The organism is Sphingobacterium puteale (assembly GCF_003627955.1).
Classification (GTDB): Bacteria; Bacteroidota; Bacteroidia; order Sphingobacteriales; family Sphingobacteriaceae; genus Sphingobacterium; species Sphingobacterium puteale.
In genome coordinates, this window is the sequence record NZ_RBWS01000019.1 from 149,072 (window position 1) to 157,825 (window position 8,754).

7 protein-coding genes are annotated in these 8,754 nt (G+C 45.4%); 6 read left to right on the forward strand and 1 reads right to left on the reverse strand.

Annotated elements, in window-relative coordinates:
* Positions 1-6: 6 nt before the first annotated feature.
* From D7322_RS22270 to D7322_RS22295, 6 genes are all read left to right on the forward strand, one after another.
* Entirely contained in the window at positions 7-1,788 is a 1,782-nt protein-coding gene (locus tag D7322_RS22270; protein ID WP_121126411.1) for a RagB/SusD family nutrient uptake outer membrane protein, read from the forward strand.
* Between the two features lies 1 nt (position 1,789).
* Complete coding sequence (locus D7322_RS22275; protein WP_121126412.1) at positions 1,790-2,716, forward strand: sugar phosphate isomerase/epimerase family protein; 927 nt, start codon at positions 1,790-1,792, stop codon at positions 2,714-2,716.
* 25 nt (positions 2,717-2,741) lie between these two features.
* Positions 2,742-4,439 carry a right-handed parallel beta-helix repeat-containing protein gene (locus D7322_RS22280; protein WP_121126413.1) on the forward strand — a complete coding sequence of 566 codons (1,698 nt, stop codon included), beginning with the start codon at positions 2,742-2,744 and terminating at the stop codon, positions 4,437-4,439.
* A gap of 1 nt (position 4,440) precedes the next feature.
* Positions 4,441-5,589 carry a YdcF family protein gene (locus D7322_RS22285; RefSeq protein ID WP_121126414.1) on the forward strand — a complete coding sequence of 383 codons (1,149 nt, stop codon included), beginning with the start codon at positions 4,441-4,443 and terminating at the stop codon, positions 5,587-5,589.
* Between the two features lie 6 nt (positions 5,590-5,595).
* Positions 5,596-6,468 (forward strand): phosphodiester glycosidase family protein, encoded by an 873-nt coding sequence (locus D7322_RS22290; RefSeq protein ID WP_121126415.1) that lies wholly within the window; start codon positions 5,596-5,598, stop codon positions 6,466-6,468.
* A 98-nt stretch (positions 6,469-6,566) separates the two neighbouring features.
* Positions 6,567-7,646, forward strand: coding sequence for an SGNH/GDSL hydrolase family protein (locus tag D7322_RS22295; protein WP_121126416.1), 1,080 nt, complete (start codon positions 6,567-6,569; stop codon positions 7,644-7,646).
* On the opposite strand, the gene D7322_RS28580 is transcribed toward D7322_RS22295, so the two are convergent.
* The gene (locus tag D7322_RS28580) at positions 7,643-7,807 is read right to left on the reverse strand and encodes a hypothetical protein (protein ID WP_183078809.1); all 165 of its coding nucleotides are present in this window, start codon (positions 7,805-7,807) and stop codon (positions 7,643-7,645) included. The two genes, D7322_RS22295 and D7322_RS28580, sit on opposite strands and share 4 nt — an antisense overlap.
* Positions 7,808-8,754 lie beyond the last annotated feature (947 nt).

An 8,754-nucleotide genomic window follows, 5' to 3' on the forward strand; every position in this document is an offset into this window, starting at 1 on the left:
ATGATAATGAAACTTACAACAAACAGCTATAAACTACTTGGTCTGTTGATCTTGCTATCGCTGGCAGCTTGTCAGAAAGATTATTTGGACCGTCCTTCGGAGGACCAGGTGGAAGCACCTTATTTTTTCAATACAGCAAAGGATCTGGAGGTTGCCACCAATGATTTTTACACCTTTCTGCCCAATGAATCCTGGTATACAAACGATGGGAGTTCGGACAATATGATCCCCCTCACGGTAGCCGACCGGATCAAGGGCAATCGAACTGTCCCCGTGGGAAGCGGCGCGGGCGGTTGGTCCTGGAGCCAGTTGCGCAAGATCAATTATTTTCTGGCCAACTACCATAAAGTTCCCGACGCTGCGGCTCAAAAGAAATACAGTGGCATAGCCCGTTTTTTTAGAGCAAATTTTTATTACGATAAGGTGAAAACTTTCGGTGACGTGCCCTGGTATGGAAAGGTGCTGACCGCCAAAGATGAAGATCTCTTCAAAGCGAGGGATTCACGGCAGCTGGTGATGGATTCCATTATGGCTGACCTGGACTATGCTATCGAAAATATACCAGCCGAAAAACAGCTTAATTTGATCACCAAATACACGGCACTGCTGCTGAAAGCCAGGGTGGCACTCTTTGAAGGAACATTTAGAAAATATCATCAGATCGCAGGACATGAAAAGTTCCTGAATGCGGCGGTCAGTGCATCGTCCGAACTGATGAATACCGGGGCCTATACCTTGTACAGCCAGGGGGGAGCAGATCAAGCCTATCGGAATCTGTTCGCCCGCAATAATCAGGATCAGGTGGAGACTATTCTTGCCATTGATTTTGAACTGGGCATGCGTGTTCATGGCCTTGGCTATTCCTTTACCTCAGCAACTTCAGGAGCCTACGGGATCGCCAAAGATATGATCAATAGCTATCTGATGAAGGATGGGAGCCGCTTTACCGATAGATCGGGTTACAAGACTATGGAATTCTATCAGGAAATGCAAAATAGAGATCCAAGGCTTACACAGACAACTGCGGGGCCTGATTTCCGTGCCAATGGAGAAACAGCAAATGAGCCTGTCAACTTGACGATCACCACGACAGGCTATCGCCTGATCAAGGCCTTACCTGACAAATTGCAATGGGGTGTATCGGCCTCCTATTTCGATGTCATCTTATTCCGGTATGCAGAAGCACTGCTGATCAATGCCGAAGCAAAAGCCGAACTGGGGACGATCAGCCAAAGCGACCTTGACCTGACCGTCAATAAGCTGCGTAGCCGCGCGGGGATGCCGATGCTGTCCATGGCTGAAGCGAATGCCAACCCCGATCCTTATCTGCTGACTATGTATCCGAACATCGACGGAGGCGCATTTAGGGGCGTTCTTTTGGAAATACGGCGCGAAAGACGGATCGAGTTGTTTAACGAAGGACAGCGCTGGGATGACTTAATGCGCTGGAAAGCTGGCTCCAAACTCAATCAGCCTATTGTCGGCGTTTATTTTCCTGGCGTTGGAGCCTATGATTTTACAGGGGATGGCAAGGCCGATGTGTATGTCCATACAGGCAATACATCGGGTGCACCGGGTACGGTGACCGCATTGATCAATATCAATCAGCGGACGCTTTGGGATCCCGTTTCAAATACCCAGAATGCGAATAAAGGCTCCCTGGATCCCTTTTATCAACGGGGTAAGTTTGATGAAAAACGTGATTACTATGCACCGATCCCAATCGAAGATATCCAGTTAAATCCAAATTTGAAACAAAATCCTGAATGGGAAAAATTATACCGATAACATGAAACAACTTATTTTTATAGCGATCCTCTGTTGTCTATTGATCCCAGGATATACGTACTGTCAAAAACAGGGTGGGCCTGATTATGCAGTTGGCTACTCGCTCGATATCAGGAAGATAGCATTGGAAAAACTCAAGGCGGACAAAGCAGCTGGTATGGATTACATCGAGATTGCTGGGCTTGGAAGCTTTGTCAATGCAGACCTCAGCTTAAAGATCTCACAGGATGAATGGTTGCTTAAATGTGATTCGTTGGCTACTGTGCTGAAAAAAGCGGGAGTGGGGGTATGGTCTATTCATATGCCCTTTTCCTCCAAAATAGATATCTCTACGTTGGACGAACAGCAACGGCAGCAGGTGATCCGTATGCATTTGCAGCTGCTGGAAGGTCTTTACCGCCTTCATCCGCAGGTGATCCTGTTTCACCCTTCCTATTACCTCGAGCCCAACAAACGTGCGGCCCGGAAGGATCAGCTGGTACGTTCTGTCAAGGAGTTGTACTCGGCAGTGGCTAAGGCTGGGCGGCAGCTCGTCATCGAAAATATGCTGGGGCCTTCGCTGACGGTGGGTGAGCGGGAGCGGCCCCTGCTGCGGACCGTTGAAGAATGTCAGGAACTTTTCGCCCGCTTTCCTGATCAGGTCGGCATTGCAGTGGACATGAACCATATTGCGCATCCCGAGCACCTGCTCTTGGCTTTTGGGCCGCGCGTCAAGACGCTGCATGTCGCGGATGGGGACGGAACCAAGGAAAGTCACTATCTACCCTGTAATGGGAAGGGACAGAATGACTGGAATAAGATCTTTGCCGCTCTGGAAAAAATTAAATATAAAGGTGTATTCATGTTTGAGTGTCATTATGAAACCACAGACCAGCTGGTCCAATGTTACCGTCAGCTGCAGCAAAATTATAGGAACACAAAACAATAAGTAGGTTCAAAAAACATTGATTATAATGAAAAAATCGTTATATATTTTTATGGTTCTTTTGTATGCCCTAGGCATACAGAGCTGTAAAAAAGATAAAATCGAAAGTGAGCAGCGGCTCCTGATCGATCGAGATTATATGGAAGTCGGCAGTAGGGCCGATACCTATCAGTTGGATATCTTGGCGAATGCGGCGGTTACTGTAAGCAGTGACAAAGACTGGATCAAACTCGATAGTACGGTGTATCCCAAAGGGAAAAATAAGATCCGGTTTTCTGTTTCGAAAAATTCGGAAGACGAACGTTCGGCGACTTTGCTGCTCAGGCTGAACGATAATCTATCGCAGGAGATCTTGATTTTGCAGGAGTCCGGAAAAGTTCCCGTTTTTTATGTGACTCCTGGGGGCAAAGGGGATGGCAGTTCCTGGAGTAGTGCTACTGACCTCGATCAGGCACTCGAAAAAGCAACGACAGGCAGTACGCTATTCCTGGCCGAGGGGACCTATGTTCCAACGCGGACCATTCGCAATGGTGATGTGAATGAGGAATCGGACAAAACCATAGAGATCGCAAAAAATGTCAGCCTGATCGGCGGATATGCGGCCAATGCCAAACCTGGAGATCAGCCCAATCCGGCTTTGTATAAAACCATCTTTCAGGGAAAGCTTTCCAGTGGAAAATCGGTATTTCATACAGTCACGGTGACGGCAAGCCTAGATCCTGAAAATCAGGTTGTGTTGGAAAATATCAGCATCAAAGGGGGGAATGCTACCGACCGCAGTGCCGGTACGACGATTGACAACGTCAAATTCAGCCGTGGTCAAGGAGGCGGTATGTTGATTGGGATGGCTCGGGTCCTGCTCAAAAATGTGGATGTGGTTGACAATAAAGCGACCGCAGATAAGGGAACTGCAGGCTTTGCTGCCGGCATCTACGCGTTTGCAGGTGCTCAGCTCAGGTTGGAAAACTGTCGCATCAACAATAATAGCAACAGCGGAAATAATGGTGGGGGACTATGGATCGCCGATGGTTCACTGATTGCCTACGATAGCCAGTTTAATCACAATAGCGCAAAAGGCACCGCAGGGGGCGTACACGCCTATCCAAACGCGGATATCACACTCTATAATTGTGAGGTGGTTGGCAATTCAAATACATCTTATGGAGCAGGGGTTTATCTGCGTGAAAAATCAAAAGGGGTATTTGTTAATTGCCTGCTGGCTGAAAATTCCAGTACATCAGCTAATGGCGGCGGCGGACTGATGCTGTATGATAACAGTCAGGCAGACGTCATCAGTACCACTATTACCAAGAATACCGTTGTTGGTCCAGGAGGTGGAATTTATCGACGCAGCAATGTCAACAACCTGACTTTGATCAATTCGATCGTATCGGGCAATACCCAGGCGGGCAGTTCTACCGATGTTGATGCCTATTCAGATAACATTGCTGTCGTGCCACGGATACAGCACACGATTGCTGCGCAAGCGGTGTACGCTGCTGATGGAAGTATTGTTCCAAAAGTAAGTTTTGAACCTGCGACCATGCTCAATCCCGATTACCTGCCCATCGGTGCCGAAAATCCGTCCATGAGCTATGGTTTAAGTTCAGCCGGACTGCTGGAGCTTGCCAAGAAATACACGCCGGCATTGGACGATAGTCGCATGCAACAAGATATCAATAATAACCCGCGCTCCGCTACTTGGATGGGTGCAAAAGTGAAATAAGATGAAACAATTAAGCTGTCTATTTATCCTTACCATGCTTTTATTGGGCAACAGCTGGGCTGCTGCGCACAAAAACATCCTACTGTTATTAGGTTCAGCCGATCCTGAGGTACTGGCTCAGCGGGTAGATGTTGCTGCGCAGCTCTACCGTATCCGGCCGATGGATGCTATTGTGGTGTCTGGAGGTTGTGGTGCGCACGGTTCCAAGATTTGTGAAGCTTCGTCCATGGCGCTGCAATTGGCCAACAAGGGCGTGCCTGCGGCATTGATCTTCAAGGAGGAAAACTCCAAGACGACGGTGCAGAATTATATTTTTAGCAGGCGCCTCAAAAATAATGCTGGCGAGCGAATCATACAGCCCGGAGATACCGTGTATGTTGTTTCCAACCACTGGCATGCTATTGCTGTCGCTGCCCGCCTGCAAAAATACGATGGGGTGACAGCGAAGTTTTTTATTGAAGGTGCTATACAGCCCAAAAAAGAAGACCGTCTTGATTATGCCGGAATATTTAACGCTTACGATGACAATCACCTTTTTACGTTAAAAGGAACCTGGCTGACACCGGAAGCGGTATGGACAAAAAAAGACAGTACTTGTTATCTCACGCAGGATATCGTCTACACAACGGATGCAGCTAACAGCAGCTATAGCGTCAGTCCTGTGGAAAAGCTGTTTCCTTTTCTGAAAGGCAGCTCAGAGTTTAATCCGCCAGTATATATCGACGAGTCCACCGCATGGTACATCCTCTTTGATGGCTATTGCCGCAAAGTTTCAAAAAAAGACTATAAGGTATTGGATGAACAGCCTATTCAGGAATGGTTGAAGCTGCCAGACACATTGAACTGGAGCCAAATCAATACCGGATATATCCAGGGAAAATCCTTGGTACTGATCGGAAAGGACAAGGTACTATTGGCGGAGCGAAAAGGAAAGGCCTTTCAGTACGTCCGGGATACCGTGGCGCAACACTATTTTGTCAACTGGCCCTATAGCTGGGGCGCGGGCAATGTCAGTGCGGCAAGATTGCTGCCGGGAGAAAATAAGGTCATCTTTTACCGCAATATGGAGTCTGCCGTATGCACTATTGACCAGAAAACAATTGAAAAAGCGATGCCATTAAAATTAAAGTGGATCGGTGAAATAAAGTAAGAACAGATGAAAAGAAATTTTATATACAGCTTATTGCTGCTTTTTCTTGTTATTTCATGCAAGAAAAATGAGGGCGGAACGCAGCTGCCCTATGATTACAGTATTCCCCAGGAGGAAGACCTGGCGGAGATTATCAATACGACTGCCTGGAATACAAAAACGGTTGCCGACGGTGTCGTGTGGAAGTATTACCAATTTCCGCGGATATTTGATTCCAAACAATATGTCAATGTATTTGAGATCGATCTGAAGAAAGGCATGCAGCTGGAAATTCCCTATGTGAAGACCGGATTTCTAAAAACAAGTACTGCTGCCACGGCTAAGGGCGCTTTGGTTGCATTCAATGGCAGTTATTTTAATACCAGTACAGGCGGATCAACCGTATTTTTCAAATACGATGGCCAGGTGATTAATCAGACTGTGAATGGATTTAATAGCTACCGTGAAAACGGGGCATTTACCTTTACCGGGCAGAGCTATCAGATTGTGCCTAAGCCGGCAGGGGGCTGGGGGACGCTGAGCGCTACCGCTGCACTGGCTGGCGGCCCGTTGTTGATGCAGAATGGTCAGGTACTGGAACAGTTGAATGTAGATTTCAATACCAGCAGACATCCCCGAACGGCAGTAGGGCTTACCAAGGACAATAAGCTGATCGTAGCTGTTATCGATGGACGTTCGTCGCAGTCACAGGGACTGACGATCCCCCAGCTGGGCGAGTTAATGGCCGCATTGGGTTGCACTTCCGCATTAAACTACGATGGTGGCGGTTCCTCTACAGCCTGGGTGAAGGGCGAGGGTGTGGTCAACTATCCTTCAGATAATGGAAAGTTTGACCATGAAGGTGAACGCGCTGTAGCCACGGTATTTACAGTGAAATAAAAAATCGATACTTTTATAGGTAGACGGCCATCTCATGGATAAGATGAGATGGCCGCTATGAAGTGATAATGATTTCTATTGCTATTAATTGAAACATCATGAAAAAAAAGACAGGTATCCTATTCTTCCTCGCCCTTGTTTGCGGCTCGGTATCTTCATACGCCCAACAGGTTATTCCGTCTGCTAAATTTGCGCTGCAGGGAAGAGCTTTTGAAAATGCGCCAAAATTTCATCGGATAGATACAGCGAAGTACAGCGAACTTCCAGCTGCGGTAAAGAAATTATATACCCATGCTGCAGGAATGTTTATCACGTTTAAGAGCAATACGAGCAAATTATCTTTACGCTGGAAGACGGTTGATGCCGCGCTGGGCAATAATTCCACGCCGATTATGTCGCGGGGTTTTGATGTATATGTAAAAGAAGCCAGCGGCTGGCGATTTGCAGGGGTAGCCCGTCCAGATCTTAACCTGGCGGAAAGTAAGGCTACGCTGGTCGAAGATATGGCTGCGACAGAAAAAGAATTTCTTATTTATTTTCCGCTATATAAAGAGCTATTGGATTTTGACCTGATTATTGATGACAAAGCCAGCTTTGTTGGTACCAGACAGTCGTTTGCTAAAAAGGTCGTGATCTATGGTTCCAGCATTGTCCATGGAGCTTCCGCAAGCCGTCCGGGATTAGCCTATCCAGCGCAATTGGGGCGCCGGCTGAATGCCAACGTGATCAATATGGGCGTGAGCGGCAATGCCCGCATGGAGCCTGCTGTGGCCGATATGCTGAGTGCTATTGACTCCATGGATCTGCTCATTATGGATTGTGTGCCCAATAGTAGCCCTGATGAAGTTCGGGAACGAACGTTTAATTTTGTGGAACGGATCCGTCGATCCCATCCCCAGTTACCCATATTGCTAATCGAGAGCATTACACGTCAGGTCGGCAATTATAATTTAAAGTGGCGCACGCGCTTGACCGAGCAGAACAGAAATTTTAAATTGGAGTATGAGCGATTGCTGCAGGCAGGGTATAAAAATTTGTATTATATACCCACGGATCATTTGATAGGTGATGATTCCGAAGGAACAGTGGATGGCACCCACCCAACAGATGTAGGATTTGAAAGGATGCTTAAAATAATCGGGCCTAAAGTAGAGGCTATCCTAGAAAATAGTCCTTAAATGGCATCAGCAAAATGCTCGGAATAGTCTCTTACCAATTGATTGATGGTTATAAGCCCTAAAGTTTTATAAGGTTCAGAAAATTGGTCGAGCTGACTTTTTGTTATTGAAATACCTTCATGCTTTTGAATAAAGTCTTTCGCCTCGTCAGAAGAAATCATAGAACTATCCCACTTCTAAAATAGCTATTTGTAGGGGAGATTACAGAAAAAGTTTAGAAAAATTATGTATTTTACATGTTATTGCTGTAGTACATGTTGTGTGAATAGTTTTATGATGAGACTAAAATTTCTCCTTACCTTTTTAGGCCTGAGCTTTTTCCTTTTTTCTTGCAAAAACAAGAGCTTAACAAATTCCATTTGGAAAAATTGTGGGGATAATAGTGGTCTACAGGATATCCTTGTGTTTAACGATACACATAATTTCGTCCGGAATGATACCATCTATAGTAGGCCGGTTATTGACTCCGCGATCGCGGTAATTAATCGGATTGAGACCTATTATGGCGAACGAAGATTATATGTAAAAAGACTTTCTGATCAAAAAATATATAGATTCTGTGAGCAATAATCGACAGTATTACATGTTTTAATAGATTTAATTCAATAATGCCCATCAGCAAAACATCCTGACTAAAAACGATTACTGCAAGCAGATAATAGAGTCAAGCTTAATACTAAAGGTTTGATGGGCGCTTGAAAAGTCATATTTAAATGAAGATCATGGTCTTGTAAATTGCATAAATGTGATATATTACATGAAAGGGATCTAGAAAGTCATGTCGTCAATTAAGCATTTACAACAAAATACTTTTTCAGAAGCACTATCTGCCCTAAATGATAATAGCAGTGTTCAATCATCGACTCTATATTTAGAAGATAAGTACCATATTTCTCATCGATAAAAATTTCCTGTAGCTTTTCTTCTGGTATTTGTTCAACTATTTGAGCGAATTCTATGGCATCTTTCCAAAAATTAGTTAGAAAAACTTCCCATTCATGACTGGAAATTATTGGAGTTGCTAACTTAGTCGGCAGATCAAGTTAAGAACAATAAAATATCTTAATTTTGAAATAATGATTAAAGTCCGTAAAAAGTACGATCGCAT

Bases quoted from the DNA above. Each gene is read 5' to 3' on its own strand.
- D7322_RS22270 (WP_121126411.1), top strand. From the start codon at position 7: ATGAAACTTACAACAAACAGCTATAAACTACTTGGTCTGTTGATCTTG.
- D7322_RS22275 (WP_121126412.1), top strand. From the start codon at position 1,790: ATGAAACAACTTATTTTTATAGCGATCCTCTGTTGTCTATTGATCCCA.
- D7322_RS22280 (WP_121126413.1), top strand. From the start codon at position 2,742: ATGAAAAAATCGTTATATATTTTTATGGTTCTTTTGTATGCCCTAGGC.
- D7322_RS22285 (WP_121126414.1), top strand. From the start codon at position 4,441: ATGAAACAATTAAGCTGTCTATTTATCCTTACCATGCTTTTATTGGGC.
- D7322_RS22290 (WP_121126415.1), top strand. From the start codon at position 5,596: ATGAAAAGAAATTTTATATACAGCTTATTGCTGCTTTTTCTTGTTATT.
- D7322_RS22295 (WP_121126416.1), top strand. From the start codon at position 6,567: ATGAAAAAAAAGACAGGTATCCTATTCTTCCTCGCCCTTGTTTGCGGC.
- D7322_RS28580 (WP_183078809.1), bottom strand. From the start codon at position 7,807: ATGATTTCTTCTGACGAGGCGAAAGACTTTATTCAAAAGCATGAAGGT.